This is a genomic window from Luteibacter sp. SVR4-7G, assembly GCF_056755555.1.
In genome coordinates this window covers 19605-46055 of sequence record NZ_JBPGXO010000037.1, presented here as the reverse complement: position 1 = coordinate 46055, position 26451 = coordinate 19605, and the positions used below count along the sequence as shown (strand labels likewise).

Sequence of the window (26451 nt, the reverse complement as noted above, 5' to 3'; positions counted from 1 at the left end):
CGATGTTGAAGTCGCGCAAGGCGTAGGTCTCGACGACTTCCGTGCGGTAGACCTTGGCGAGATGGGTCATCTTGAGCATGGTGTTTCCCTCTGTCAGCGGCTGATGGCGACGTGTTTCGCGTCACCGAAGGTGTCGGCACCGGAGATGACGATCTTGTCGCCCTCCTTCAGGCCATCCAGGATTTCGACCTTGTCGATGCTGCTCGCACCGACGCGGATGTCGCGGCGATCGGCCATGCCGTCGTTGACCACGTAGGCGTAGCGGCCGGCGCTCTCGTCCACGAAAGAGCCGCGTTGCACGGTGAGCACGTTGTCGCGCTTGTCCATCAGGATGCGCACGGACAGGCGCTGGCTCTGGCGCAGTTGCTGGGGCGTTTCGCCGTCGAAGCGCAGGCGGGCGGAAACCTCGCCGTTCACCACTTCGGGCGACACGGCGCTGACCTTGCCGTTCCAGGTCTTGCCGTTGCCGCTGATCTCGCCCGGCATGCCGATGGCGAGGTCGCGGGCGAAGCTTTCCGGCACCTTCATTTCCACTTCAAGGGCGGAAAGATCGATCACGCTGAGGAGCTGGGCGTCCTTGGCGACCGTGGCGCGTTCGGCGATGAACAACTGGCCCACCTGGCCGTCCACGGGCGACTTCACGTTCAGGTCTTCCACCTGGCGTTCGAGGTCCTTCACCAGGTACACCTGGCGGTCGTGGGCCAGCTTCTTCGACTGCACGTCGAACGTGAGGCTGTCGTTGTCCATGGAAAGGTCGGCCTTGGCGTGCTTGGCCGTGATCTGCGCCTTGTCGAGCGTGGACTTGGCCTTGTCGACGTCGGCCTGCGGCACCGCCCCCTTGCCGTAGGCGCTCTCGTAGCGCTTCAGGTCGCGCTCGGCGGCAGTCTGGTCGATCGTGGCGTTGTCGTAGGCCTTCTGCAGTTCCGAACGCTTTTTCTTCGCGTCGATCTGCGCGCGCAGGTAGTCCACCTGCATGGCGTCCGCGGCAGACTTTTCCTGCGACAGCTTGCTCGTGAGCTCGGGGCTGGTGATCACCGCGAGCACCTGCCCCTTCTTCACCACGTCGCCCGCATGCACCTTGAGCACCACGGCACCGGCCGAAGCCGCGTACATCGTGGGGCTGACCGCCGCAACGACCTTGCCTTCCGCCGCGATGTCGCGCACGAAGGGACCGCGGGTCACCGTGCCGAAGCTCAGCCGCGCAGCGCTCACCGAGGTGTCCGCCGAGAACATCGTGGCCACGTGGGGCGCGGCCAGCGCGATCAGGGCCACCGCGGCGACACCGCCCCCGATGAGGAGAAGCTTGCGGTTACGGCTGCGGCTCGGATGGACTTCGACGAGTCGGTCCTGGGCTGAGGTGTCGCGGATCATGATGGATTCCCTGGTCTACTTGCCGGGTTATCCAGCAAGCGCCGTGCCAAGCGAGGAAATGCCTTTAGATCAGTGGCTTACCTTCCGAGTGCCGCACAGGGGCTGTGTCCGCGGACAAAGTGTCCGGACACCGTGGAGTCCGGACACGTAGGAGCGCGCCCTGTGCGCGACAGCCTTTCGCTCCGGTCTACGAGCTGGCGCGCCCGATCGTAGTCACGGCCTCAAAGGCTGTCGCGCGCAGGGCGTGCTCCTACCCCAGCGTCGGGAGGGACTCGGAAACGGCAATATCGCGGGCCACCCCGTGCCCCAGCGAAGAAATCGGCGCGTCACGGACGCCGAGCACCGTGAAACCAGCCAGCCGGCGACGCGTGAAACACAGGACGCGAGCACGAGACGCCCTCAGCCACTCGCGATCCGGCATGCGGCAAGAAGGCGGAAACGCGGGCTGCGCACCCGCGAACAGTCCATCCCATGCAAGGTAATCGGTGTCCGGGAGGAGGTATACGCGGCCAACGGTATCGCCCTCCCCGTTCACGCAGTCGATCCATTCGCGCGGCCCTTCTGCCGTCACCGCACAGGTAACGCGGACGTGCAGCGTACCCAGCAACGGCGCCAGCTCGGTACATTCGACGAGACAGCCCGACAGGCCAGCGGCCTCATGCGACGCGGCGTGGCGGGGCGCGAGATACAGCACGCCACCCAGCTGACCCAGGCCTTCGAACAACGTGCGCGGCGAAAGCGCCAGCCAGCGCGTGGTGGCGGTAGAACGGGCGCGCGATGGCACGCCGAAGGATGCAAGCCAGCCGAACATGGCGCCTCCCGGTGACGTGGGCAGGACAGATGCCTGGCTGGGCGGCCTGGGGAGACCCGCGTGGCTTGGCGTCGGGGAAAGGTGACGATTACTTCGTGAGGATGAGTTTGTCGTTACGGGTCAGGCGAAGATGGTATTCGCTGCCCTGGTGCTCGATGACGAGTTCACGCGAACCGTCGAGCAGGTTCTTGCTTTCCACGCGGCGGGCGGCCACCGGGGCGGCGCGAAGCGGCACGACCTTGTCGCGGCCACCGTTGTCGGACAGGGGGAGCGTTCGAAGCAGCATGGTCTGGACTCCGCGGTTGGGGATGCGGAGTTGATGATAATGATTCTCAATTACGAGTCAAGCGGCCCGGCAACCCAGCGAGAGGTATGTTTAAGCAATAGGGGCGAGCATGTCTGCCAGCGTGCTTTCCAACTGTTCCAGATCCGGGATCACCGCCGTATCGTCGCGGACCAGGACGCGGGCGCGCACGCCGAATGGCAGCTCGTGGCCGTCATGGGTGGGCAGGAGGAGTTCCGCGTTGAGCGTGGTCAGGCGCGGGAAGCCGTGGGTGAGCACGGCGAGGTAAGGCATGGACGGATGCTGGCCCACCGCCTTCAGCACCGCGACGCGCGCGGCCTGCGGCGGCGCGTCTTCGGGAAGGCTCGCCACATGGTCGAAGCTCAGCAGCGGAATGCTCCAGCCGCGCCAGGCGATCTGGCCCAGCAGCCAGGACGGTGCGTCTGCCACCGGCTCCACGCCGGACAGCGTGATCACTTCGGCCACCGCGGCATTGGGAAGCAGGAGGCGGATGCCGCCGCTCGGGATCAGGACGCAGCGGATTTCGCGCGGTAACGGCTCGCTCATGGGAATTCCTCGATCAGTTTCTGTGCCAGCGCCCGCACGTCGCCGGCGTAGTCGGCCACGCGCTCCTCGCGAATGCCGGCCACCATGTGCCCTGCTTCCAGTTCGGGCGGCACGGTCTCGACCCATACGCGCCCGCCGGCGTCGTACACAGCCTGCGAGCCTGCGACGGCGTCATTGCCCTGGCCGGCGAAGACGATGGCGAGGACGTCGGCGCCGAAGCCGCCGGCAAGCGTACTGAGCACGCCGTCGATCGAGGGGCCTCTCGCGTTCGAGGCGCGCCCGTCATCAGTCACCGTGACACTGCCATCGCGGCGGATCTGCACCTGCGCGCCGCGCGGCACGACGACGCAGTCGCCATGCACGGCGTGGCTGCCATCGGTCGCGACGCGTGCGCGGCCAAGCCTGGCAGCGAACGCCTGCGCATCGTCGTGGTGAGCAACCACGAGCAGCACGCCCGGGACGCGCGCCGGCAAGGCGGCGAGGAATGCCGACAGCGAGGCTTCGCTCTCGTGCGTGCCGCCAAGGGCGATCACGCGGCGCACCGCGCGAGGCGCCGCCTCGAGGAACATCTCGTGGGCGAAGTCGCCGTCGGTACGCGGCGCGATGGCCTCCTCCATGGACACCAGTTCCAGGGTAAACCCGGGTTCGATGCCATGCGTACCGTCGTCCACGACGTCGTGCGCGAGGTATTCGGCCGCGCTCATGGTCTCGATGCCGAATTCCGAAGGCTCGGGCCGGGGAACAGGCTCGACCACCATCGTGTCGTGGTCGACCAGGTCCCATTCGGGCACCGGAGGTGGCACGTATTCCGTGGCGCGCGACTCGATCTCCACGGAAGGCATCGCCTCCGCTGCGGCGGGGGCCGCCGCGTCGTCGAGCGAGGCAAGGCTGAAGCGGCTGGCGTCGAAGCCTTCCTCGACCTTCGACGCAGGCGCGGCCGTTTCCTCGACTACCTCGAAACCGGAAAGATCGAGAGACGCCAGCTCGGTGAGTTCCACCGGCGCCGACGGCATCGATTCGAGGTCGTCTTCCGCCAACGGACCCGAGTTCGCCAGCAGCGCTTCGAGTTCGGCGGCGAGCGCCGAAGGGTCGGCGCTCTCGTCCGCCCCGGTGTCCTCGCTGGACAGCGGCGCGGAGAAGCTCAATTCGTCCTCGACGCCTTCAGCCAGGGACGGCGCGTCGTCGAACGCGACCCCATTGGCGGCAGGCATCGGGGTTTCCGGGTAGCCATGGCTGCCGGTGATCGCAAGGTCGTCCACCAGCGGCTCGTCGAAGCTTTCTTCGGCCGGTGCCGCGACGCCCGCGAGCGCGGCGACGCGCGGCTCGATCTCGCGCGCGTCCTCGGGACGCGGCGGATCGAGCGCCATCTCGCCGACCAGCTTCGCGGCGAGATGGCGCGCCCAGCGCGCGCGGTCCCAGCCTTCGAGCTTGCGGCTCGCATCGGCGTCGTTGAATACGAGGCGCGGATGCCCGCCTTCGACGGTGTCGTACAGACGGTCCAGGTCGTCGTCGCCCGGATTGTCGAGGTCGACCACGACCACGCTGGCCGAGGAACCGACGAGCTCCGCCGGTGCGAACGAGCGCAGGTCCGATTCGTAGACGATCCGCGCGCCCTGCGCGACGAGCGCCTCCCGCAGGTGGGCGGAAAGGCTGGCGTCGTCGAACAGCAGCGCGACCGTCGCCTCCCGATCAGCCATGGTGGACTCCGAGCACGTCGTTGATCTGCACGATGAGGTCGTTCTCCTGGTACGGCTTGCCGATGTAGCGGTCGACACCGATGTTGAACGCGCGCTGGCGATGCTTGTCGCCCGTACGCGAGGTGATCATGATGATCGGCACCCCGGCCAGGCGTTCGTCGGCCTTCATCTGCGTGGCGAGCTCGTAGCCGTCCATACGCGGCATCTCGATGTCGAGCAGCATCAGGTCGGGTACGCGCTCGTTGAGCTTCTCGAGGGCGTCGACGCCGTCCTTCGCGGTCATCACCTCGAACTCGTGGCGTTCCAGCACGCGGCCGGTGACCTTGCGCATGGTGATCGAATCGTCGACCACCATCACCAGCGGCTTGACGCGAACCTCGTCCTGCGCGCGCGGCGCGTGCGGCACGAGCGCCTCCGCCTCGAAGGCGCGACGGGCCACGCCGTGACGGACGAGCGGCGCGAGGTCGAGGATCATCAGCACCGAACCGTCGCCCATGATCGTGGCACCGAGGATGCCCGGCACCGAACTGACCTGCGGACCGACCGGCTTGACCACGATTTCGCGCGAGCCGAGGACGGCGTCGACACGGATCGCGGCGCGCAGGTCGCCGGAGCGGGCGAGCAGCAGCGGGATATCGCCTTCGTCCGGCGACGACACCACGTGCACGCCGAGCAACTGCGGCAGGTCGTGGATGCCGTATTCCTCGCCCAGGTAATCGAACCCTGGCTCGGCGTCAGCCATGCGATGGGCCAGTTCGTTCGGCGCCATGCGGGCCACGCCGTGCACCGAGGTCATCGGGATCGCGAAATTGGTTTCGCCGATGCGCACGATCAAGGCCTGGGTCACCGCGAGCGTGAACGGCAGGCGCATCACGAAGGTGGTGCCCTTGCCCTTCTGCGACTCGATGCCGAGCGTGCCGCCGAGCTGCTTGATCTCGTTGGCGACCACGTCCATGCCCACGCCGCGGCCGGCCACCTGGGTGACCTTCTCGGCGGTGGAGAAGCCGGGCACCTGGGTGAGCTGGTAGATCTGCTCGTCGGAAACGCGCGCATCGGGACGCAGCAGGCCGCGTTCGATGGCCTTGGCGCGGATGGCGTCGCGATCCATGCCGGCACCGTCGTCAGACAGGCGTACCACGATCTCGGTGGCTTCGCGGGCCACCTGGATACGCACCGTGCCTTCCGGATTCTTGCCCGCGGCCTCGCGCGCTTCCGGCGCCTCGATGCCGTGCGCGACGGCGTTGCGCAGCATGTGCTCGAACGGCGCCTTGATGCGGTCGAGCATGTTGCGGTCCATTTCGCCGTTGGCACCTTCCACCACCAGCTGCGCGCGCTTGCCCACGTCGGACGCGGCCTGGCGCAGCGTGCGGCGCAGGTTCGGCACCATCGCGTCGAACGGCAGCATGCGCGTCTGCATGAGGCCTTCCTGCAATTCGGCGTTGACCCGCTGCTGCTGGAGCAGGAGGTTCTCGGACTGCCGGGTCAGCTCGTCAAGGATCGTCTGCAAGGAGACCAGGTCGGACACCGACTCGGCCAGCGCTCGCGAGTACTGCTGCAGCTGCGAGAAGCGGTCGAGTTCCAGCGGATCGAAGCTCGACAGGCCGGTATCGCGGTGTTCCTGGTGGTAGCGCGCGATGATCTGCGCCTCGGTTTCGATCTCGAGCATGCGCAGCTGGCTGCGCAGGCGGCTGACCGTCTGCTCGTGCTCGGTGAGCGCCGAACGGAAGCTGGCCGTCTGCTGTTCCAGGCGCGAACGGTAGATCGACACCTCGCCGGCATGGTTCACCAGCGTGTCGAGCATGTCGGCGCGAACGCGGATCTGCTCCTGCGAAGCACGCTGCAGTTCCTCTTCCTCGAACTCCGGCAGGAGCTCGGGAAGGTCGCGTTCGACGACGGGCTCGGCCGGCGCTTCCGGCTCCGGCAGCGGATCGAATGCAGGGGCGTGCTCCATGATCGCGGCCTCGCGTTCTTCGCGGTAAGCCTCGGCGGTGAGCGTATCCGGCGCGATGGGCGAACCCGCCAGGCGCGAGAACGGTTCGATGTCGGCTGCCGTCAGCGTCACCGGCTTGTTCAGCGCGATGCTCTGCACCATGCCGTGCAGGCGATCGAAGCCGGCCTCGGTCGCCTCGATGGCAGGGCGGTCGCTTGCGCGCTGGCCGCCGGCCACCGCGTCGAGCAGCGCTTCCATCGCGTGCGACAGATCGCCGACCGCGGCGATGCCGGCCATGCGCGCACTGCCCTTCAGCGTATGCAGGTCGCGCTGCAGGGCGGCCACGTGCTCGGGTTGCTCGGGCTCGGCGCGCCAGGCGGCGAGCGCAGCGTCCGCGTGATCGAGGATCTCGCGGCCTTCCTCGACGAACACCTCGAGCAGGTCCGGATCGATGTCGGCGTAAGGCGACAATTCCGGGACCAATGCGGGCGAGGGCTCGGCGCTCAGTTCGACTTCGGGCTGCGCTTCCGGCTCGGATTCCAGCGGAGGTAGGGATTCCACCTCCGGCTCGGACTGCGATTCCGCTTCCGGTTCCAGTTGCAGGTCGGGCTGCGCTTCCGGTTCGGATGCTGGCTGCAGTTCAAACAGCGATTCCGGCTCCGATTCCGGCGTCAGTTCGGACCGCAATTCCGCTTCCGGTACCGGCTGCGCTTCGAACTGCGACTCCGGCTCCGTCCCTGGCTCCAGTTCCGCAGGCGCGAAGTCCAGGCGCGGTTCGAGCTCACCCAGCAGCGAACGCCATGCGGCGTCTTCCCCTGCGTCGTATTTGAGAATCGGCTTGACCTCGCCCTCGGGCTTTCCGAGGTCGGGCGCGTCGATCTCGAAGTTCTCGAGCGAGGCCAGGAGCTCGGCGGTAAACGCGTCGCTGGAAGCGATCGGCTCGACCGGCGCCTGCTCGATGGCCGGCAGTTCGGCCTCCTCGGCGAACTCGTCCGCGATCAGCTGCTCGTCCAGGGTAGGAATGCCCGGCTCTGCCGGTTCTTCGGGCAGATAAGCCTCCGCTTCCAGTTCGTCGTCGAGTGGCAGCGGATCGGGTTCGTAGAGGATATGCGCGACCGTGGCCTCGGGCTGCTCGTCGCGCAACGCGGCAATGTGCGTCGCCAGTGCGGCCACGTCCGGCACGCGCGGGTCTGGTGCGTCGAACTGGTCCATGACATGGTCGACCAGGTCGGCTGTGTCGGTGAGCGCACGCACGCCATCCTGCCGCAATGGCAGGCCGGTGGCGCGAACACGCTTGATCAGCCCTTCCAGAGGCGCCAGCACCTGGATAAGGACGGGGATGTCGACCATGCCGATGGCGCCGTGCAACGTATGCACCGCGCGCAGCAGGCCGTCGTCAACCGGCAGTTCGCCGTGCTCGGCCCTCACGAGGTTGGCGCGGATCACGGTGAGGTACTGGGCCACTTCCGCGCGCAGGATGTCGAGCAGCACCGCGTCGACCGGCGGCAACGGCGGTGCGGCGTAGACCGCTTCGGAGACTTCAGCGGCTTCGACGGGTTCGACCGATTCGGCTGTAGCCGCGACCTGCGGCGTTTCCGCCGGCGTCTCGACGGGCGGCTGGCCGTAGGCGGCGAAGCCGGCGGTCGGCACCGCTGCGATGGTGTCGCGAGGCACGCGGCGCTTGACCTTGCTGCGCACGCGATGGATGGAATTGCGCGCCACCTCTTCGACGAAGGCCATGTCGCCCATCGCCAGGCGGTCGGCGGTCTCCATGATCGCGGCGATCGGCGCGGCCGGCGTGGCGTCGCCTTCTAGCGCGGCCTTCAGCTGCGGCAGCGCATCGACGGCATGGCGCACCAGGGCCTGCACGCCCTCGTGCGACGCGATCGAGCCGTCCAGCACGCGGTTGAGCATGTTCTCCACTTTCCAGGAGAACTCGCCCAGCAGGCGCGCGCCTACCAGGCGGCCGGAGCCCTTGAGGGTGTGGAACGAGCGGCGAATGGGAACCAGCGCGTCGACTCGCTCCGGCTCAGCGAGCCAGTGACCCAGGGCGGCACGCAGGTTGCCGATCTCTTCCTCGGTTTCCTCGAGGAAGATCTCGCGGATCTCGTCGTCGATGCCGTCGACCGTGATCTGGAAGCCGGCGAACTCGGCCATGCCGGAGCCACCGACTTCTTGCTCGACCTCTTCCTCGATCTCCACCCAGTCTTCCTCACCGGCCGGCGAGGCGAGTGCCTCTTCGGAAACGGTGGAAACGGGAGAAGGAGGCGCGGCGGCGACTTCATCCTCCGCGGGCGGTTCGTCCACCAGGTCGAAGCTGTCGGCGAAGCTGGCGATGGTTTCGTCGACGTCCGCACTGGTCTCGGGTACCGCGATGTGTTCGATCGCCGCCGCCTCGATGTCCTCGAGCGCGGCATCGCCGAGGATTTCCTCGTCTTCTCCCTTCTCGCCCGGCACGGGCCAGTAACCGAGCTCGGCCAAGCTCTGCTGGGTCACGTCGAGGATGTGTTCCAGGCCGCCGCGGTGTTCGCGCGCCGCCTCGAGGTAATACTCCAGCGCGGCCAGCGCGTCGGCGAGGCGGTCCATCTGCATGCCGTTCGGCACGCGGCGATCGCCGAGCAGTTCGCGATGGATGAACAGGCCGATGCCGTCGGCGAGTTCCGCCGGACGGCTGGCACCGAGCATGCGCATCGCGCCGCCGATCTCCGCCATCAGCGCCGGAGCGCCTGCCAGTTGCTCGTGGTCCCACGAGGACTCCACGAAGCCCACGATGGCGTCCTTCACCTTGGCGGTGTTGGCGGTGGACTCGCGCATCAGGGTGGAAAGGATGTGGCGCGCTTCGCTGCGCGGCAGCGGCGACGGGCCGAGGTCGCTGGGTGCCGGCGCCTCGCCGTCGGCGCCCAGGCGCTCGATATGGTCGTCGAGCGAGGCTTCCACGTAGAGCAGCGCGCCGGCGACGTCGAGCAGGGATTCTTCGTCCGGCTCGCGCGTGCCGGCGGCGATCTCGCCGAGGATGCGGCGCTGTTCGCCGACGACGCGGCGCGGCACGCCGAGGGCGAGCATGCCCAGCGTATCGCCGACGCGGTCGAGCACCTCGGTCTGCTGGCCAAGCTGGGCCGGATCGCCATCGGGACGGCGCAGGAACAGGTCGAGCGATTCCTTCACCCGCAGCAGGTCGTCCTTGATGGCCGCCGAGACGGTATCGAGCAGTGCGCGGTTGTGACCGGACATCGAGCCGCGCGCGTGTTCGAGCTCCGACGCCTGCGGCAACAGGCCTTCGAGGCGATAAGTCAGTCGCAGCTCGTCGATGCGCTCGCTGCCCGGCTTGGCCTGGGCGGCGTAATAAAGCAGTTTGCGCGCGAGTTCGTCGGCGTCTCCGTTGAGCAGGGCTTCTTCGCCCCCGTCGACCAGTTCGCGGATCGACCGGTCCACGCGACCGATCAGCTGGCGCACGTCCTTCTCATGTGCGCGCAGCACGCCACGCTCCAGGCCTTCGAGCACGCCGGCCGCGATCCACCACAGGCGGCGGCCTGCGATCGTGTAGCAACGCGCGGCGATGCTGTCGAGCGTGGCGCGCATGCCGAGCAACTGGCGCTCGTTGCCCTGGCCACGGAACCACGAAAGCAGCTGCTGCTGGAAGCGCACGCGCAGTTCGGCGAGTTCGCCGCGCTGGGCTTCGGCCGCGGCCGGATCGTTCGCACCGGGAGCCGTCGCCGGCAGCATGGCGTCGAGGTTGGGCGTGAACAGCGCGGACTCGTGCAGCGACTGCTCGCCGCGGCTGGCGCGCAGGTCGTTCAGCAGCGGCAGGAGCACGATGGGCACGTCGCGATGGCCGCTCTGCAGGCGCTCGAGGTAATCGGGCATCTGCATCATGCCGCGCATGAGCGCGGCATAAGCATCGTCGCGCTGGGCAACACGGTCGTCGATCAGGGCCGCGACCAGCTGCTCCATCTCGCCGACGACCATCGCCGCGCCGTACAGCTCGACCATACGCAGCGTGCCGTGGACCTGGTGCAGGTCCGCGGCGCAGGTGTGCATGACATAGGCATCCCGCGAGTCCTCGACGTACGACTCGAGGGCCTGGCGTGCCTTCGCCAAGGCGTCGTCGAGCTCGGCCTTGACCCAGTGCAGCGTGGTGAAATCGGTATGGTCTTGAAGTCTCACTGCATTAGCCCGGCAGCTTGAAGTTCGCGACGGACAGGCGCAGGTCGTTCGCGAGCTGGGCCAGGTTGCCGATCGACTCGGCCGTCTGGCTGGCGCCCAGCGACGTCTGCGAGGTGATCTCCTGGATGACGTTCATGGTCGCCGAAGTGTCGGTGGCCGCGGCCGACTGCTGGCGCGCCGCGGCGGAGATGTTCTGAATCAGCGCAGAAAGGTCGTTCGAAACGCGTTCGATGTCGCCCAGGGCCGTACCGGCGTCCTCCGCCAGGCGGGCACCGGCCACCACTTCCGCGGTGGTCTGTTCCATCGAGCTGACCGCTTCGTTGGTATCCGACTGAATCGTCTGCACCAGGGTCTCGATTCGCTTCGTCGCGCTCGCCGAGCGTTCGGCGAGGCGCTGCACTTCGTCCGCCACCACCGCGAAGCCTCGGCCCGCCTCGCCGGCCGAGGCCGCCTGGATGGCCGCGTTCAACGCCAGGATGTTGGTCTGCTCGGCGATGTCGTTGATGAGTTCCACGATCGAGCCGATCTCCTGCGACGACTCGCCGAGGCGCTTGATGCGCTTGGAGGTTTCCTGGATCTGGTCGCGGATGGAGTCCATGCCCTGGATCGTCTCGCGCACCACTTCCGCGCCGCGCGAGGCGATCTGCACCGAGCGCTGCGCCACGTCCGCCGATTCCGCGGAATCCTTCGACACCGTGTCCATCGAGGTCGCGATCTGGTTGATCGCGGAGGTCGCCGAGGTGATCTGCTGCGCCTGCTGTTCCGCCGCGTCGGCAAGGTGCATGGCGGTGGCCTGGGTTTCCTGCGCCGCCGCGGAGACGCGCACTGCGGTCTCGTTGATCGTGGTCACGAGGTTGCGCATCTCGTCCACGGCGGAGTTCATGGCGTCCGCGATGGCGCCCGTGATGTCTTCGGTCACCGTGGCCTTGATGGTCAGGTCGCCTTCGGCAAGCGTGCCCATCTCGTCCAGCAGGCGCATGATCGCGGTCTGGTTACGCTGGTTCAGTTCGGAGGTGGTCTCGAAGCGGCGGCGCTGGTCGCGCACGAGGTTGTAGACCAGCAGCAGCGCGAACAGCACCGCGCCGATGGCGCCGAGCAGGCCCCACCAGACGTTCGGGAACAGGCGTGTCAGCGGCAGCTTGGCGATCTGGTCGGCGGACTCGTTCGCGCGGAGCAGCACGGTCTGCGAATCCAGCGAGGCCTGGTTGCCCGCCCGCTTCACGTCCTGCAGGTTCGGTGACGCGGTGACCAGTTGGTTCACCGGATCGACGAGGTCGGCCCAGGAGGTCTGCATGCCTTCGAGGATCTTGCGCGCGTTGCCGTCGCTGATGGCGCGGACGCCACCATCCGGGTTGCCGTCGATCAGGCCCTTCAGCACCGCGCCGTACAGCTGCGCGTCTCGGGACAGGCCGTCGGCCGCGGACTGCGCGCCGTCGCCGCCCTGCAGGATCTCCTGCACGCGGCGGATCATGCGGTCGGCCATGAGCATCCAGCGGGCCAGGGTGAAGGTCTGTTCCACCGAGGCGTTCTTCTGCTGGACGATGTTCAGCACCTCGTCGGTGCGGGCGTTCAGCAGGGGCATCTGCTTGGCGAAGAGGTCGGCGCGTTCGCCCGAGGACAGGACCAGGTCCTTATTCGAGAGGATCTTGCCGATATCCGCGTCCAGCTGGTGCCAGGCGTTGGCCAACGCACCGACCGAGCGGCCGGCGTTGGTCAGGTTGCCGTCCGCGTACGCCGGCATGCCGGTCTTCTCGTCGCCCTTGACCAGGCGCTGCACGGCCGAATCGATCGTGTTCCTCGTGGCGGCCAGTTCGCGGAAGGAGTCGCGGTTCCCGTCCGACGCCTCGAGCGCGTACTTCGCGGTCTGCTGCGAAAGCACCTGCACCTGGGTCGTGAGCGCGATGGCTTCGCGATCCTCGCCGTTCTTATCGTTCAGCCACCAGAAGTCGACCGACGCCAAACCGATCGCCAGGAGCAGGAACACGATGACGATCGTGTAACCGCGTTCCCGGCCTGCGCCGCCTGCTGTCGTGCTCATATCCCACCTCACCCAAACCTGGCAAAGCAATGACGAAGCGGTCCGGGGACCGCCCCTCCGTTCCCATCGCGGGGCCGGCCGTGCCGGCTCCGCTCATCCTGTCAGGGGCGGCCACCCGGCCGTCCCCTCCCCCATGGAGACGCTTAAAGCGCCGCCTGCCGGAAATCCGGCGCACGAACCAGGCGGCTCATGCTGAAAAGTCCGAACGCCTGCTCGCCGATCTGCACGTTTTCCGTGACGAAGCGCGCCAGCCGCGGATCGTGTTCTTCTTCCCCGCCGCCCCGCTCGGCATCGTCCATCGTACGCTGGCCGAACACCTCGTCGACCAGCAGTCCCACGGTGCCGCCGTGCTGGCGGACCAGCAGCAGGCGGGCACGCTCCGAGGCCGGCGTGCGCTCGTCGAAGAGAAAGCGGCCCAGGTCAATGGCGGGCACGAGATTGCCGCGCACGTTCGCCACGCCCAGCAGCCAGGGCTGGGTGCCGGGGACGTTCGTGAGCGACGGCACGGCCAGCAGTTCGTTGATTTCCTCGATGCCGCTGACGAAGGCGCGGCGACCCACGCGAAAGCCGATGCCGCGCCACAAGCCGAGCGATTCCACGCGCTCGGGAGCGTCGGCGGAATGCGCGAGGCACGCCCGCTCGTAGTGGGCGAGCAGTTCGAATGGCGTGAGTGCCGCGTTCTCGCTCATGGCGTCCTCAATGCGTCGTGTTCGGCAGGAGGCTGGCGATGGTCGAGAGCAGCTCCTTCTCGTTGACCGGCTTGGTGATGAAGGCCTTCGCACCCTGGCGCAGGCCCCAGACCCGGTCGGTCTCCATGGACTTGGTGGTGATCATCACCACCGGCACGTCGGCCGTGTTCGGATCGCGGCTAAGCGTGCGGGTGGCCTGGAAGCCGTTCATGCCCGGCATGATCACGTCCATGATCACTAGGTCCGGCTTGTTCGCCTTGATGCGGTCGAGCCCAGCCTCCGCATTGTCGACGCTGGAAACGGAAAAACCCGCCTTCTCCAGCAGCGTGGTGAACACGCGGACGTCGGTGGGCGAGTCGTCGATGATGAGAATGTTTGCCACACGTCCCCCTGGACGTTGTCTAGCGTGGGAATTCGGTCAGCTCGCCGTTGCGTACCGGTGGATCGCGCCGAGCAGTTCGTCGCGGGTGAAAGGCTTGGTCAGGTATTGCTCCGCGCCGACGATGCGGCCGCGCGCCTTGTCGAACAGGCCGTCCTTCGACGAGAGCATGATCACCGGAGTGCTGCGGAACTGGGCGTTGTTCTTGATCAGCGCGCAGGTCTGGTACCCGTCGAGGCGCGGCATCATGATGTCGACGAAAATGATGTTCGGCTTCTGGTCGGAAATCTTGGCGAGGGCCTCGAACCCGTCGACGGCGGTCAGTACGTCGCAGCCTTCCTTCTTCAGCAGGGTTTCCGCTGTACGTCGGATGGTTTTGGAATCGTCGATGACCATGACCCGCAAACCGGTCAGGTCGTTACCGCGTCCGTTTACGTTCACTGCGCCCCCGTCCCACGAAAAAAAACCGCAAATACCGTCGCAGGATAGCCGGTTTTCGGCCGACTGTTCCGTGCGCCAGGTCGTTGTCCGGAACCATGGCTCCGGCGGCCCGCTCTTCGGCGTTCCTCCCGACCGCTGTTTAATGGTTGGCCGGGGCGCCGTCAAGATGAATTGTTCTTAAAGAAAAAGCTTCCCCTGCCGAACCCGCCCCCATTCGGGGCCGCGTTCACTAGACTTGGCACCTTTCCTGCCTGCGGGATGCACCCATGCCACTCTCCGTCGCCGTCCTGATGGACCCGATCCGATCCATCAAGATCGCCAAGGACACCACCTTCGCCCTCCTCCTCGAGGCCTCCCGCCGCGGGCATGCCCTTCTGTACATGGAGCAGGGCGACCTGGCGCTGCGCGGCGGAGAGGCCTGGGCACGTCTTCGCCCCCTCACCGTGAAAGACGATCCGTCGGGATGGTTCACGCTCGGCGAGGCCGAGTGGCGCCCCCTGGCGGAGGTGGACATCGTGCTGGCCCGGAAGGACCCGCCGGTCGATGCCCAGTTCATCTACGACACCATGGTGCTGGAGCGCGCGCAGCGCGCGGGCTGCAAGGTGGTGAACGACCCTCGCTCGCTGCGCGACTGCAACGAGAAGCTGTTCGCCCTCGACTTCCCGCAGTGCATCGTTCCCACCCTGGTTTCGCGCGACCGGGGCGAGTTGAAGGCCTTCGTGGCCGAACACGGCGAGGCGGTGCTCAAGCCGCTGGACGGCATGGGCGGGCGCGGCATCTTCCGGGTGAAGGCCGGCGACAGCAACCTCAATTCGATGCTGGAAACGCTCCTCGACGGCGGCCGCCATTTCACCATCGCGCAGAAATACATCCCCGAGATCACCTCCGGCGACAAGCGCATCCTGCTCATCGACGGCGAGCCGGTGCCGTATGCCCTCGCGCGCATTCCGCAGGGCGACGAGTTCCGCGGCAACCTGGCCGCCGGCGGCCGTGGCGAAGGCATACCTTTGTCCGACCGCGACCGCTGGATCGCCGCCCAGATCGCCCCGGAGCTGGTGAGGCGCGGGCTGCGCTTCGTGGGCCTGGACGTCATCGGCGACTACCTGACCGAGATCAACGTCACATCTCCGACCGGCCTGCGCGAGCTGGACGCCCGCTTCGGGATTAACATCGCCGGGCTGCTGTTCAACGCTATCGAGGCCCGATGACGACCCGCGCCACCGGCGCCGACCTGTTCGGCGCGACCCTGCTGTTCTCGCTGCTGCTGCATGGTGTCGTCATCCTCGGCATCACCTTCGAGGCGGAAAAGCCGCGTCCGAGCGTGCCCACGCTCGACGTCACCCTCGTGGACGTCGCCAACCAGGAGCCGCCGGACAAGGCGGACTTCCTCGCCCAGGCAAACAACTCGGGCGGCGGCGACAAGGACAAGGCTGCGCGGCCCTCCGAGCCGGTCTCGGGGCTGCTGCCCACGCCGCAGCACAGCCTTGCCGCCGAACCCGAGGAGGCGCGGGCCCCCGCCCCGCGCGAAGCCACGCCCAGCCAGCTCCTGACCAGTACCGGCGAAACCGCCTTCGCCGTGGACACGACGAAGGAACAGACCGAGCAGAAAGAACGCCCCCTTCCGGCAGCGGACGAGGAGGTGCAGCGGCGGGCGGAAATGGCCCGGCTGGCCGCCGAGATCCGCGAACAATCGCAGGCGTATGCCAAGCGTCCGAAGAAGAAATTCATCTCCTCGAACACCCGCGAGTACGTCTACGCCGCCTACATGAAGGGCTGGGTGAACCGCGTGGAGCGCGTCGGCAATCTCAATTATCCCGACGAGGCGCGGCGCCAGGGGCTGCACGGCGAGCTCGTGCTCACCGTGGGCCTCAACCGCGACGGCTCGATCAAGAGCCTGGACGTGATCAAGAGTTCCGGCCAGAAGGTGCTGGACGACGCCGCCCAGCGCATCGTGCGGCTGGCCGCCCCCTTCCCGGCCCTTCCGGCCGACAAGACCCGGGTCGACGAGCTCTACATCACCCGCACCTGGCAGTTCCTGCCCGGAAACGTCTTGCGAAATTATTGATGTAGGAGCGCGCCGTGCGCGCGACATGTTTTGAGGCCGTGGCTTGGAGCTGGCGCGCTAGCTCGCGTACGGGGGCGAAAAACTCAGCGCGCGCAAGGCGCGCTCCTACATCGGCCCGGCGCCCTACGGCAGCAGCTGGTCCGCCTCGCTCACATACGCTTTTCCTGCCTTGCGGTCCCACACGCACAGTTCGCGCCCCGGCCGGTTCTTCATGTGTTTCTGCGGGTAACGCCCGGCCAGCACCAGCGCCGTGACCGGCACGCGGTCGTCGTAATGGATGGGCCCGCCCACGGGCTTCGCATCCTTCAGGCCGCTGGTGGCGACGCAGGCCTTCACCAGCCGTTGGTCGTAGTCCTTCCAGGCGGCCGGCGTGGAAGCCGGCGAAGTGGCCGCGAAGCCCAGTGAGGCGATCACGAAACCCTTTGCAAACATGAGCTTGGGCATTAGCTGCTTTCCTTGTGACGGAACCCGAACGGTAGCCGGAAAGCACTGAACGTTCGCACACGGCTCAGGGTCGTAACGGCTACAATGAGGCCATGACGATCGCCAACACCTTCGCGGGTCAATTCCTCATCGCGATGCCCTCGCTCGCAGAACCTCCGTTCGCGCGCGGCGTCGCCTTCCTGTGCCAGCACGGCGAGGACGGCGCAGTCGGCCTGCTGATCAACCAGATTTCCGAATATCGCCTCGGTGACGTGCTCGCACAGATGAAACTGTCGTGCGACGACCCCGAGATCGCGGACTACCCCGTGCTGATTGGCGGCCCCGTGCAGCAGGAGCGTGGCTTCGTGCTCCATCGCGAACCCGGCAACTGGGATTCCAGTTACCGGGTGAACGAAGACTGGTCGGTCACCACCTCGCGCGACATCCTCGTGGCGATGGCCGCGGGTGAAGGTCCGCGGCGCGCGGTGGTCACCCTCGGGTACGCGGGTTGGGACGCCGGACAGCTCGAGCAGGAAGTGATGGACAACGCCTGGCTCACCACCCGTGCGGACGAGCACATCGTGTTCGACACGCCCATCGACGAACGCTGGATTGCCGCCGCACGCAAGATCGGCGTGCACGATCCCTCCCAATTGACCGGCTACGCCGGCCACGCCTGAACCCGCACGCCACGATGAGCTGCCTGTTCGGCTTCGACGTCGGGACGAAGATCGTCGGCGTCGCCGTCGGCAACCGGCTCACCGGTACCGCGCGCGCGCTGGCCGCGGTACCCGTGCGCGACGGCGAACCCGACTGGAATGCCCTGGACACGCTGCGCCGCGAATGGCTGCCGGCGGAACTGGTGGTCGGCCTGCCGCTCGACAACGAGGGCAAGGAACAGCCGATGACGCGCACCGCCCGCCGCTTCGCCGAGCGCATCGGCGAACGCTATGCCCTGCCTGTCGCCTTTGCCGACGAGCGCATGAGCTCGCAGGAAGCGGCGCGCCGCTTCGCCGCAGGCCGCGCCGCGGGAACGCGAAAGCGATCCGACGCGAAAACGATCGACGCGGAGGCCGCGGCTGTCATCCTCGAGTCGTACCTCGTGCAGGCATGAGCGCCGAACGTTCCCTTCCGTTTTCTCCATCCGCCTTGAGGACGTCATGTCACACCGCCTGCGCCATCTGACCACCCTCGAGAACCTGCCGCGCGAGGCCATCGAGCGCCTCCTCGATCGCGCCAACAGCATGCGCGAAGCGACTGCGCACGGCACCCGCAAGCTCGACCTGCTGTCGGGGCGCACGGTGCTCAACCTGTTCTTCGAACCCTCCACGCGTACGCGCACCTCGTTCGAGCTGGCGGCACGCCGGCTGGGCGCGGACGTGATCAATTTCGATATCGGCTTTTCCTCCACCGCCAAGGGCGAGGAGTTGTTCGACACGCTGCACACGCTCGAGGCCATGCACCTGGACACGATCGTCGTCCGGCACAAGGAATCGGGCACGCCCGAGGCCCTCGTGCGCCACGCGATGAGCGGCGTCTCGGTGGTGAACGCCGGCGACGGCAACCGCGCCCACCCCACCCAGGGCCTGCTGGACGCGCTGACCATCCGCAACCACCATCCGGATTTTCGTAAGCTGCGCATCGTCATCTGCGGCGACGTGCGCCATTCGCGCGTGGCCCGTTCGGACGTGCACGCCTTCACCACGCTGGGCGCCAGGGATGTCCGCATCGTCGGCCCCGCTTCGCTCCTCCCGGCCGAGGGCGAGCTGGAAGGCGTGACCTACCACGACGATTTCGACGCGGCGATCGAAGGCGCCCACGCGGTCATCATGCTGCGCCTGCAGAAGGAGCGCATGGCTTCCACCGACCTGCCCGATGAGGCCGCCTACTTCGAACGCTACGGTCTCGACAGCCGGCGCCTCGCCCGCGCGGCCAAGGGCTGTCTGGTGATGCACCCAGGTCCGATCAACCGGGGCATCGAGATCGCCCCGGACGTGGCCGACGGCGCCCAGTCGCGCATCCTCGAACAGGTCGGCAACGGGGTTTTCGTTCGCATGGCGGTCCTGGCCGAGGTGATGGGTCGATAGCCCGCAGGAATTTACGCCAGAGCGCCGCGGAGCCGTCTTCCGGCCCCGCGGTTCCGGCATAATGACCGGACCAAGGGACCAACCGGATAATGGGATATACGATGCGACCGACGAAGCGACTCATCGCGCTCGGCGTCGCCAGCGTTTTGCTGGCGGCCTGTGGCCATAAGGACAAGGACGCCCCGCTGGCCTTCGTGCCGGCCGACACGCCCTACGTGCTGGCGAACCTCGACAAGCTCGACGACGACGCCTACGAGGCGCTGCTTTCCCAGGCCAATAACGACCTGCCTGGCGAAGTGGCCCAGATGAAGTCGCTTGCGCAGGACCTGGAAACGAAGGGCAATGCCGAAGGCGCCCGCCTGCTCAAGGCCTTCGCCGCCGAATTCGACGGCAAGACGGCCGAGGTCGCCCTGAAGAACATGGGGCTCGACATCAAGACGGGTTCGGCCATCTATGGTGTCGGCCTGAGCCCGGTCGCCCGCGTCGCACTCGCCGATCCGTCCTCCTGGGACGCCTTCGTCGGCCGCATCGAAACCGCCTACGGCAAGAAGCTGGACACGGCCGATGCCGGTGGCCAGGCCTACCGCCACGTCACCCTTTCCGACTCCGGCCTGCAGCTTGTCATCGCCACCGTCGGCAAGCAGGCCGTGGTGTCGCTGCTGCCTGCCGACGCCGCACAACCGGCCATCCGTCAGGCCCTCGGCGTCGACCGCCCCGCGAAGAACCTGCAGGACGACGGCCGCCTTGCCGACCTCGCCAAGGACAAGGGCTACAAAGATTACGCCGTCGGCCAGGTGGACCTCGTCCGCCTGCTGCCGCTCGTTGCGGCCGGCAAGGACCCGCTCTTCTCGGCCTTCCTCAAGCACCAGTCGGCCAAGACCGGCGAACCGGTGCCCGTGCCGCCGCCCAGCTGTGTCACCGAAGCCAACCGGATCGCCGCGCGCGTGCCGTCGCTCAGCTTCGGCTACACCCGCCTCGACCTGCACCACCAGGAGCAGCGCGTCGACGTGGCGCTTGCCGACGACATCGCCAAGGCTTTCTCGGGCCTCAAGGTGGAGCTGCCGGGCCTTGGCAAAGAAGCTTCCGGCCCGTTCGACGTCAGCCTCGCGCTGCCTGTCGAACAGATCCGCACGTTCTTCACCACCCAGTCCGACGCCGTGGCCGCCAAGCCGTTCGAGTGCCCTGCCTTCGCCGGCATGAACGACAGTTTCGCGAAGCTTGGTTCGACCATGCAGCAGGCCGCCATTCCGCCGTTCGGCGATATCCGCGGCGTGCGCATCGTGCTCGATTCGTTCAAGCCGCCCGTGGGCGGACAGCAGATGCCGACCTTCACCGGTCGCGTGCTGCTGGGCACGCGCAACCCGGCCGGCCTGCTCGCCATGGGCCAGGCGATGCTCGGCGGCGATTTCAAGCTGGCCGGCGACGGCAAGCCGGCACCGTTGCCGCAGAACATCACCGGAATGCTTGGCATGCCGGGTTGGGCGGCGATGAATGGCCAGGCCATCGTGATCGGTGTCGGCGAAGGCGAGGATGCCAAGCTCGACGAGATGTTGATGGGCGCAGTCGGCGATGCCGGCCGCCTAGGGCGGCTGCACCTCAATGGCGACATGTACCGCGTCTGGGTCGACGTGATGGCCGACAAGGCGCAGGCCTATGCAAACTCCATGGCCGAAGCCGCGGGTGCCGACGGGGCACCCGATGACCAGGCCGCGCAGGCTTCCGCCGCGGAGCGCTCCAAGATGCAGTTCGATGCGATGAAGGCACAGGCCGCGCGCATCGTGCAGGTCTCGGGCGAGACGCACGTCGAAGACAAGGGCCTCGTGATCTCCGGCGCGGTCGAATACAAATAAGTAAACAACGCGCGGATCAAAAAGGGCGCCCTTCCGGGCGCCTTTTTTGTTCCCACCGCTATTTGGCAACGAACGGCCCGAGACACCACGTCATGACCCCGTTTGTCTCGAGCTCCGCGTGACTCCGACGCAACCCTGACACAACCGCAGGCAGCCCGACGAGATGGCAGCGTGAGCATGACCGGGCGTACCGGACTATCGACGCCTAACGCGAGCCCGCCGGGCTTATTTCGGCATCGATGGTTCCGGATTGGGGAGCCAATACCACCTGATTGCGACCATTGGCCTTCGCTCGGTAGAGCGCCTCGTCCGCACGGGCGATGAACTCGGCCGCGCTTTCACCGGGCGCCCATTGCGCCACGCCAAAACTGCAAGTGACCGTGCCGACATCTTCGAAGATGACTTGGCCGACGGCGTCGCGCAGTTTCTCGGCCGCCTGGAATGCCATCGGGCCCCCGGATCCTGGGGCGAGAACGATGAATTCCTCGCCGCCCCAACGGGCGAGGAAGTCGGTTTTACGGATGAGGTTCGGCATGAACCGGGCCAGCTGGACGAGGACCTTGTCACCGGCCAGGTGGCCGTAGGTGTCGTTTACCCGTTTGAAGTGGTCGATGTCGTAGAGGATCACCGCCAGTGGCGTCCCATAGCGTTCGGATCGCATCATTTCACTGGCCAGCGTCTGATCGAAGTCCAGTCGATTGCGCAAGCCGGTGAGAGCATCCGTGGTCGCTTTGGCGCCCAGATCCCGGGTCAGCTCCTGCATTCGGATGCGATTGTCCGCCAGGACGTCATCATGTACCCAGCGTCCTTTACCGAGTAGATAAATCAACGTCATGACCGTCACCAAAAGGGTGATGACAATGCCCAGGAAACGAGTGGCGAAGATCTCGCGAGTCGGCTTCAGGATCACGAGAGACCACTGGCTGTGCTCGGCAAAACGACGGCGCACATAGTTGCGTTCGTTGTCGACCGTCGCCCATGTTCCGTCTACGACCTCGTGCTCGAGCATGGGGCGATCGTCCAACTTGCCGAGTTCGCGCGACACCGATGCCTTTGTCTCAGCCGGAAGTGACCAGAGCGTACGGTGCAGCGCATCGGGTCGATTCGTCATCACCACCACGCCTTGCGGATCGATGAAGAAGTAGGGGCGGTCGTACTGCCGCAGATCCGCTTCAAAGAGTTCCAGCGATTTCGTGAGGACCGCCGCCCCGACGACCTTGCCGCCCTCGTCGCGGATCGGCTGGCTCGCGTGATACTCGTGCAGCCCGGCCGCGGCGTCGAAAACGAATTGATAACCTCCCTCCCCGGCCATGGCTTGCCGAAAATACGGCGCGGACGCGTAACTCGGCGCTCCCTGCCGGAGGTCCCGTGGATTGGACGACGCCACCACGGCGCCCATCCCATCGACTATGTAACCTCGCTGGGCGCCCGCAGCCTCGACACCCAGGTCGAGGAACGTTTGGCCGGCGTCATGGTCCGGGCGGCTGGCGTCGGTCAGCCACGGCCGGATCGACGCGGATCCGGCAAGCGCCTTCACCATGGCATCGACCGTGGCCGTCTCCCCGGTAAGCCGGCTCGCCAGCAGATCGATATCGCGGCGCGACTCTTCCTGCACGTTTTGCCGATAGATTCCGCCGAGGAATTCCGTAAGCGTCCAACCCGAGACGAGAATGGTCCCCATGGCGACCAGGGTCCAGGCGAACTGCTGGCGTACGAACGCGGTATATCTGGCCGAGGCGAGTTGCCGGGCCAACTGCTGCACCCAGATCGCCCAGACAGAAAACGCAATCCAGCATGCCAGCAATCCGCGGATGAGTTGAATGGGTGTTCCCGTCAGGCCGACGAACCAGGCGTGGTTCACGGTGTTCGCCGGCCAGAAGGCCGCGGTCGGAACGATCGCGCCCGCGGCAACGGCATACAGCACAAGCCCAAGCGCCGCAGAGACGCCGGCGAGCCGAGCCCCGCCCGATAGCGTCCTCGCCCCCCAAGCCAATGCGAGACCCGCCCCCAGCGCGCCGGGGAGTGCGATGGCATAGCGTGCGGCAACGTTCGCGGCGGTGACGCCGGTGGCGAGGCCGACCAATGCCACGAACATCATCAGCGGCACGTACATCCATCGCCCGGGAAGGTTCAAGCCGAGGCGAATCGCTTCCAGCCGGGCGAAGTCCAGCAACAACACGAACGAGACCGTCATGAGCATCGTGCGCACGACCGAGAAGGCCAAGCCATCGCCCACGATCAACGCGGTCAGGTCAAGCCATTCACCCACGCCATGGATAAAGGCAAATCCGCCCAGTATCGCCCAGGCCTCTCCATTGCCTTTGCTTCTCGCAATCGCCAGACAGGTCGTGCCGAGCAGGATAAAGGCCAGGCCATAGAAGAAGAAAATGAAGTCGAGCTGGTTAACGAAGAAGGTCGACATCGTGGGCCCCAGTAGTTTGGCATGCTCCCCTCACGAGCGCGTCAGTCATTGTCCGGGCCGAAAACCGGAGCTGATGCAGAGCGAGGGTAGTTCGTGGGCAAGGCGAAGTGCCGCGTCAGTGATGACGAGGCGTCACCATACGATGGGGCGATGTCACATCCGACGCCTAAGAGGCCGCCGGTGCGTTCGGAGCTCAACGCACTAGAAAGCCATATCGCGGGCGGACAGGTGAAACTGACGTGAGCAGGCGTTCACGCCCGCCCACCCCGTTATGAACATACTGAGTTTGAGGTAAGCCTTCCGCCTGGCGCGGCTAGTGCCCATTCGCATATTCGTTCAAATGGGAGTCGAGTCATGAAGAAATGGTTCGACGCATGGAAGGGGCTGTACGGGCGCATCGTGCGGGTGGCATGGCTGCGACGTGATGTTCGCGATGGGGTTTTCCTCTTCGCCCTTGCCGGAATTGCATATGCCCTCGCGCACATCTTCGGTCTGCCCCGGCGGATTTTCGCGTTGGCGCTGTCTTACCAACACCTTGAGTTGGACGACATCCTGTTTGTGGGTTTCGTTCTCAGTGTCGCCGGGCCTGTCTATGGCATTCGCCGTTATAGAGACTTTAGCCGCGAAATGACGCGTCGACTCCGCGCCGAGCGGGAAGCGCTCATGCTTTCCGGACATGACCACCTCACAGGGCTACCTAACGGACGCTTCTTCGCCCAGCAACTGGACGAGCACCTTAGCGCCATGGCTCATGCAGACGCGGCGGCTACTCTTGTGGTCGTCCTCGAGGGATATCAACGCGTCTTCGACCTGCACGGACACGGGGCGGGGGACAAGATGATCATCGATGTTGCCGGCCGTATCGCGGCACTGCTTCGGGAGGGCGCTGTCTTGGCCAGGACGGGGGGCGACGCTTTTGCGATCGCCATGCCGAGGATTGTTTCACTGGATGAGCCGGCCGGGCTGGCCCGTCGCATCGTGTTGGCGATGTCAGAGGAATTTTCGATCGACGACACTGCCGTCACCTTAGGTGTGAGCATCGGCATCGCCGTGGCGCCGAGCGATGGCATGACGTCGGCCGCCTTGATTCAGCACGCCGAACGGGCGATCTCTCGGGGTAAGACGGACGACCAGTCATCAATCCGCTTTTTCGAGATGGGAATGGACGCCCACGTCGATCAACGCATACTGATGGAGAAAAGGCTGCGCAGGGCCGTGAACTGCCATGCCATCGTTCCGCATTACCAGCCACTTGTATCGCTAAACGACAATCGGATCGTCGGATTCGAAGCGCTGGCAAGATGGAACGACGAAGTGCTAGGTGAGGTTTCTCCTGAGGACTTTATTCCGCTGGCCGAAGAGATCGGCCTGATCGGCGTTCTCGGCGATCAGCTGTTTCGTCGCGCTTGTGCTGATGCCCGTCACTGGCCGGGTGATTTATTCATGGCGTTCAATGTGTCGGCGATCCAACTCAAAGATCCCGGCCTTGTGCCTCGAATCCTGGCCGTGCTGGCCGAGCATGGGCTTAGTCCTCCGCGACTGGAGATCGAGATCACGGAAAGCGTTATGGTGGAGCGTGTCGATGAGGCACGATCGGCCATGGAGCAACTGCGCGAGCACGGAGTACACATTGTTCTCGACGATTTCGGTACCGGGTACGCCACGCTGGCCCAACTGCTGTCATTCCCCCTCGATAAGATCAAGATTGACCGGCGCTTTGTCATGCATGTGGTCACCGATCACTACAGCCTCGTGGTCATTCGCGCGATCGTGGGCCTTGCCGAAGGTTTTGGCCTGACCTCAGTCGCCGAGGGCATCGAGGATCCCGAGCAGCTCAGCTGTTTGAAGCGAAACGGATGTACACAAGGGCAGGGCTACTGGCTTGGTCAAGCGACTCCCGCTGCGGGCATCAAAGCCGTTCTCGCGAAAAATGTACCCATTCCAAGCTCCCGCTACCGCCCTGTAGCGAAGGGCGGGGCCGGAACGGTGATCGATGTCCGCTGATCCAAAGGACTACCGGAATGCGAGCGGCGCATGAAAACGCCCGCTTCCGCGGGCGTTTTATCTTATGGGGCGACACCCGGATAGATCACCCGCGGCCCAGCGGGTTTTTTGCCCGGCGGCACATACGCCGGCGCAGGCGCACCGCCCGGCCCGAGCGACCGGATGAACCGGTAAATGTCGCGCAGGTCCTGTTCCTTCATGATGTTGAGAGTGAAAGACGGCATGGGCGGCCGCGCATGGAGGCTATGCGCATAGGTGACCCAGACGTCTTCGCTCATCTGACTAAGCGTCAGGCGCAGGTTCACCGGGTACGTCGTACCCCATGGGCCAGTGAAGCCGACCGCATCACCCTCGAGCCATTCGCTGTCGGGAACCTTCCCTTCGCGCTGCGCATAACCGGATGTGTGACAGTCGTTGCACCCGCCGAACTGCACGAGGTAGCGGCCACGTTGCACGGCGGCGCTGGCGGCGCTGGCGGTGGCCATGCTGCATACCGGTACGATCGAAAGGGCGACGAGAGCGGCGATTAGCACACGAGTGTATTTCGACGACATATATGTCCGTTTCGGAGAGCGAGGGCGATCCAGGGGAAGACCGGGGGCAGGAGCGAGCGGCATAAGAACACGCCCGCATGGTTCCGGCCTCCCCACAAAGTGGGATGCCACCATCCTGAACGAACAGGATTTTTCGGCACGAATCGTTCACGGATGCGCTGCTTCCATAGGCCCCGCGACCGGCAGCCACAGCGCGTGGCGCCATCGCCAGACCCATTAGCGCGAGATATGAAGGAGTTCACCCATGAACCACGCCAACCTCCGTAAAGCCCTGTTCGCCGCCGCTCTTGTCGCCGGTATCGGCGCGGCTCCCTTCGCGCAGGTCTATGCGCAGGACTCCGCGGCGGCCTCCTCGAAGGGCGATAACCAGACCGTCGCCGGCAAGGTCGATGACAGCTGGATCACCACGAAGGTGAAGTCGGAATTCGCTACCGCGAAGAACGTCAAGGCCACCGACATCTCGGTGGAGACCAAGGATGGCACGGTCACTCTGACCGGCACGGTCGCCACGGCCGGCGAAAAGAACAAGGCTGAGCACCTGGCCAAGAGCGTCAAGGGCGTGAAGAGCGTCGACGCCAGCGGCCTGACCGTTTCCGGCGCGGCCAAGTAAGCCCCTGCGTAGCGTGAAAATGTAGGAGCGTGCTTTGCGCGCGACAGCTCTTCGCGAAAGACTCAG

At 66.1% G+C, this 26451-nt stretch carries 21 protein-coding genes and 1 pseudogene; 8 read left to right on the top strand and 14 right to left on the bottom strand.

Annotated features, from left to right (window positions below; all coding sequences use genetic code 11):
• The 11 genes and pseudogenes from ACR9ZH_RS14075 to pilG form a co-directional block, all read right to left on the bottom strand.
• A pseudogene (locus ACR9ZH_RS14075) lies at positions 1–79 on the bottom strand (ABC transporter ATP-binding protein); the annotation flags it as partial.
• Positions 80–93: 14 nt separating this feature from the next.
• Positions 94–1371 (bottom strand): efflux RND transporter periplasmic adaptor subunit, encoded by a 1278-nt coding sequence (locus ACR9ZH_RS14070; protein WP_481291380.1) that lies wholly within the window; start codon positions 1369–1371, stop codon positions 94–96.
• A 250-nt stretch (positions 1372–1621) separates the two neighbouring features.
• Entirely contained in the window at positions 1622–2182 is a 561-nt protein-coding gene (locus ACR9ZH_RS14065) for a hypothetical protein (protein ID WP_481291379.1), read from the bottom strand.
• An 88-nt stretch (positions 2183–2270) separates the two neighbouring features.
• Positions 2271–2468 carry a hemin uptake protein HemP gene (gene hemP, locus ACR9ZH_RS14060; RefSeq protein ID WP_481291378.1) on the bottom strand — a complete coding sequence of 66 codons (198 nt, stop codon included), beginning with the start codon at positions 2466–2468 and terminating at the stop codon, positions 2271–2273.
• Positions 2469–2558: 90 nt separating this feature from the next.
• Complete coding sequence (locus ACR9ZH_RS14055) at positions 2559–3032, bottom strand: chemotaxis protein CheW (RefSeq protein ID WP_481291377.1); 474 nt, start codon at positions 3030–3032, stop codon at positions 2559–2561.
• Complete coding sequence (locus ACR9ZH_RS14050; protein WP_481291376.1) at positions 3029–4729, bottom strand: chemotaxis protein CheB; 1701 nt, start codon at positions 4727–4729, stop codon at positions 3029–3031. Before ACR9ZH_RS14050 ends, ACR9ZH_RS14055 begins: the two co-directional genes overlap by 4 nt.
• The gene (locus ACR9ZH_RS14045) at positions 4722–10823 is read right to left on the bottom strand and encodes an Hpt domain-containing protein (RefSeq protein WP_481291375.1); all 6102 of its coding nucleotides are present in this window, start codon (positions 10821–10823) and stop codon (positions 4722–4724) included. The genes ACR9ZH_RS14050 and ACR9ZH_RS14045 overlap by 8 nt, the downstream gene beginning before the upstream one ends.
• A gap of 4 nt (positions 10824–10827) precedes the next feature.
• Positions 10828–12861: a methyl-accepting chemotaxis protein gene (locus tag ACR9ZH_RS14040; protein ID WP_481291374.1), complete on the bottom strand. Its 2034-nt coding sequence runs from the start codon at positions 12859–12861 to the stop codon at positions 10828–10830.
• Between the two features lie 143 nt (positions 12862–13004).
• Positions 13005–13550 (bottom strand): chemotaxis protein CheW, encoded by a 546-nt coding sequence (locus ACR9ZH_RS14035; protein WP_481291373.1) that lies wholly within the window; start codon positions 13548–13550, stop codon positions 13005–13007.
• Between the two features lie 7 nt (positions 13551–13557).
• Positions 13558–13932 (bottom strand): response regulator, encoded by a 375-nt coding sequence (locus ACR9ZH_RS14030; protein WP_166699273.1) that lies wholly within the window; start codon positions 13930–13932, stop codon positions 13558–13560.
• Positions 13933–13968: 36 nt separating this feature from the next.
• Positions 13969–14325, bottom strand: a complete 357-nt coding sequence (gene pilG, locus ACR9ZH_RS14025) for a twitching motility response regulator PilG (protein WP_481291382.1) — start codon at positions 14323–14325, stop codon at positions 13969–13971.
• Positions 14326–14636: 311 nt separating this feature from the next.
• On the opposite strand from pilG, the gene gshB reads away from it, so the two are divergent.
• The gene (gshB, locus tag ACR9ZH_RS14020; RefSeq protein WP_481291372.1) at positions 14637–15578 is read left to right on the top strand and encodes a glutathione synthase; all 942 of its coding nucleotides are present in this window, start codon (positions 14637–14639) and stop codon (positions 15576–15578) included.
• On the top strand, positions 15575–16435 hold the full coding sequence (locus ACR9ZH_RS14015) for a TonB family protein (RefSeq protein WP_481291371.1): 861 nt from the start codon (positions 15575–15577) through the stop codon (positions 16433–16435). The genes gshB and ACR9ZH_RS14015 overlap by 4 nt, the downstream gene beginning before the upstream one ends.
• Positions 16436–16558: 123 nt before the next feature.
• Here ACR9ZH_RS14015 and ACR9ZH_RS14010 read toward each other — a convergent pair whose 3' ends face one another.
• Entirely contained in the window at positions 16559–16879 is a 321-nt protein-coding gene (locus tag ACR9ZH_RS14010; protein WP_481291370.1) for a hypothetical protein, read from the bottom strand.
• A gap of 92 nt (positions 16880–16971) precedes the next feature.
• Between ACR9ZH_RS14010 and ACR9ZH_RS14005 the strand changes: the two genes are divergently transcribed.
• From ACR9ZH_RS14005 to ACR9ZH_RS13990, 4 genes are all read left to right on the top strand, one after another.
• Positions 16972–17538 (top strand): YqgE/AlgH family protein, encoded by a 567-nt coding sequence (locus ACR9ZH_RS14005; RefSeq protein WP_481291369.1) that lies wholly within the window; start codon positions 16972–16974, stop codon positions 17536–17538.
• Between the two features lie 14 nt (positions 17539–17552).
• The gene (ruvX, locus tag ACR9ZH_RS14000; RefSeq protein ID WP_481291368.1) at positions 17553–17972 is read left to right on the top strand and encodes a Holliday junction resolvase RuvX; all 420 of its coding nucleotides are present in this window, start codon (positions 17553–17555) and stop codon (positions 17970–17972) included.
• Positions 17973–18018: 46 nt separating this feature from the next.
• Entirely contained in the window at positions 18019–18945 is a 927-nt protein-coding gene (locus ACR9ZH_RS13995; RefSeq protein WP_481291367.1) for an aspartate carbamoyltransferase catalytic subunit, read from the top strand.
• A 101-nt stretch (positions 18946–19046) separates the two neighbouring features.
• Entirely contained in the window at positions 19047–20795 is a 1749-nt protein-coding gene (locus tag ACR9ZH_RS13990) for a hypothetical protein (protein WP_481291366.1), read from the top strand.
• Positions 20796–21000: 205 nt separating this feature from the next.
• Here ACR9ZH_RS13990 and ACR9ZH_RS13985 read toward each other — a convergent pair whose 3' ends face one another.
• Positions 21001–23217, bottom strand: coding sequence for a GGDEF domain-containing protein (locus tag ACR9ZH_RS13985; RefSeq protein ID WP_481291365.1), 2217 nt, complete (start codon positions 23215–23217; stop codon positions 21001–21003).
• A gap of 354 nt (positions 23218–23571) precedes the next feature.
• Between ACR9ZH_RS13985 and ACR9ZH_RS13980 the strand changes: the two genes are divergently transcribed.
• Positions 23572–25221, top strand: coding sequence for a putative bifunctional diguanylate cyclase/phosphodiesterase (locus ACR9ZH_RS13980; RefSeq protein WP_481291364.1), 1650 nt, complete (start codon positions 23572–23574; stop codon positions 25219–25221).
• 62 nt (positions 25222–25283) lie between these two features.
• Here the strand turns inward: ACR9ZH_RS13980 and ACR9ZH_RS13975 are convergent, their stop codons facing one another.
• Positions 25284–25706 (bottom strand): cytochrome C, encoded by a 423-nt coding sequence (locus tag ACR9ZH_RS13975; RefSeq protein ID WP_481291363.1) that lies wholly within the window; start codon positions 25704–25706, stop codon positions 25284–25286.
• Between the two features lie 313 nt (positions 25707–26019).
• On the opposite strand from ACR9ZH_RS13975, the gene ACR9ZH_RS13970 reads away from it, so the two are divergent.
• Positions 26020–26385 carry a BON domain-containing protein gene (locus ACR9ZH_RS13970; RefSeq protein WP_481291362.1) on the top strand — a complete coding sequence of 122 codons (366 nt, stop codon included), beginning with the start codon at positions 26020–26022 and terminating at the stop codon, positions 26383–26385.
• Positions 26386–26451 lie beyond the last annotated feature (66 nt).

Bases quoted from the DNA above. Each gene is read 5' to 3' on its own strand.
- ACR9ZH_RS14005 (WP_481291369.1), top strand. From the start codon at position 16,972: ATGACGATCGCCAACACCTTCGCGGGTCAATTCCTCATCGCGATGCCC.
- ACR9ZH_RS14035 (WP_481291373.1), bottom strand. From the start codon at position 13,550: ATGAGCGAGAACGCGGCACTCACGCCATTCGAACTGCTCGCCCACTAC.
- ACR9ZH_RS14050 (WP_481291376.1), bottom strand. From the start codon at position 4,729: ATGGCTGATCGGGAGGCGACGGTCGCGCTGCTGTTCGACGACGCCAGC.
- ACR9ZH_RS14040 (WP_481291374.1), bottom strand. From the start codon at position 12,861: ATGAGCACGACAGCAGGCGGCGCAGGCCGGGAACGCGGTTACACGATC.
- gshB (WP_481291372.1), top strand. From the start codon at position 14,637: ATGCCACTCTCCGTCGCCGTCCTGATGGACCCGATCCGATCCATCAAG.
- ACR9ZH_RS13995 (WP_481291367.1), top strand. From the start codon at position 18,019: ATGTCACACCGCCTGCGCCATCTGACCACCCTCGAGAACCTGCCGCGC.
- ACR9ZH_RS13985 (WP_481291365.1), bottom strand. From the start codon at position 23,217: ATGTCGACCTTCTTCGTTAACCAGCTCGACTTCATTTTCTTCTTCTAT.
- ACR9ZH_RS14065 (WP_481291379.1), bottom strand. From the start codon at position 2,182: ATGTTCGGCTGGCTTGCATCCTTCGGCGTGCCATCGCGCGCCCGTTCT.
- ACR9ZH_RS14010 (WP_481291370.1), bottom strand. From the start codon at position 16,879: ATGCCCAAGCTCATGTTTGCAAAGGGTTTCGTGATCGCCTCACTGGGC.
- ACR9ZH_RS13990 (WP_481291366.1), top strand. From the start codon at position 19,047: ATGCGACCGACGAAGCGACTCATCGCGCTCGGCGTCGCCAGCGTTTTG.
- ACR9ZH_RS13975 (WP_481291363.1), bottom strand. From the start codon at position 25,706: ATGGCCACCGCCAGCGCCGCCAGCGCCGCCGTGCAACGTGGCCGCTAC.
- pilG (WP_481291382.1), bottom strand. From the start codon at position 14,325: ATGGTCATCGACGATTCCAAAACCATCCGACGTACAGCGGAAACCCTG.
- ACR9ZH_RS14070 (WP_481291380.1), bottom strand. From the start codon at position 1,371: ATGATCCGCGACACCTCAGCCCAGGACCGACTCGTCGAAGTCCATCCG.
- ACR9ZH_RS14015 (WP_481291371.1), top strand. From the start codon at position 15,575: ATGACGACCCGCGCCACCGGCGCCGACCTGTTCGGCGCGACCCTGCTG.
- ACR9ZH_RS13970 (WP_481291362.1), top strand. From the start codon at position 26,020: ATGAACCACGCCAACCTCCGTAAAGCCCTGTTCGCCGCCGCTCTTGTC.
- ruvX (WP_481291368.1), top strand. From the start codon at position 17,553: ATGAGCTGCCTGTTCGGCTTCGACGTCGGGACGAAGATCGTCGGCGTC.
- ACR9ZH_RS13980 (WP_481291364.1), top strand. From the start codon at position 23,572: ATGAAGAAATGGTTCGACGCATGGAAGGGGCTGTACGGGCGCATCGTG.
- ACR9ZH_RS14055 (WP_481291377.1), bottom strand. From the start codon at position 3,032: ATGAGCGAGCCGTTACCGCGCGAAATCCGCTGCGTCCTGATCCCGAGC.
- hemP (WP_481291378.1), bottom strand. From the start codon at position 2,468: ATGCTGCTTCGAACGCTCCCCCTGTCCGACAACGGTGGCCGCGACAAG.